The organism is Pseudomonas sp. SIMBA_068, assembly GCF_046534705.1.
GTDB classification, from domain to species: domain Bacteria; phylum Pseudomonadota; class Gammaproteobacteria; order Pseudomonadales; family Pseudomonadaceae; genus Aquipseudomonas; species Aquipseudomonas putida.
The window spans coordinates 1-259 of the sequence record NZ_JAWRYI010000882.1 but is presented as its reverse complement, the minus strand read 5'-3'; the positions used below and the strand labels follow the sequence as shown (position 1 = coordinate 259).

At 62.9% G+C, this 259-nt stretch carries 1 protein-coding gene; it reads right to left on the bottom strand.

Features of this window, described 5'->3' with window-relative positions; genetic code table 11:
- Window positions 1-259: hypothetical protein (locus SB756_RS31900; RefSeq protein ID WP_410913478.1), on the bottom strand; the 259-nt coding region annotated here is incomplete at both ends.

Sequence of the window (259 nt, the reverse complement as noted above, 5' to 3'; positions counted from 1 at the left end):
CCGATATTGCCCAGCAGCAGCTGGATCATGCCCGAACCGCGGATCATCTGGGCGCCCGTGGTGTGGTGGGTCCAGCCCAGGGCATAGAGGAAGGTCGCAGTCTTGTCCGGTGCGCTGGTGCTGGCAAGGATCTCGCAAATCTGCAGGAAATCGTCCTTGGGCGTTCCGCACAACTCGTTGACCCGCTCCGGCGTGTAGCGGCTGACATGCTGCTTGAGCAGGTTGTACACGCACCGCGGGTGGCTGAGCGACATGTCGC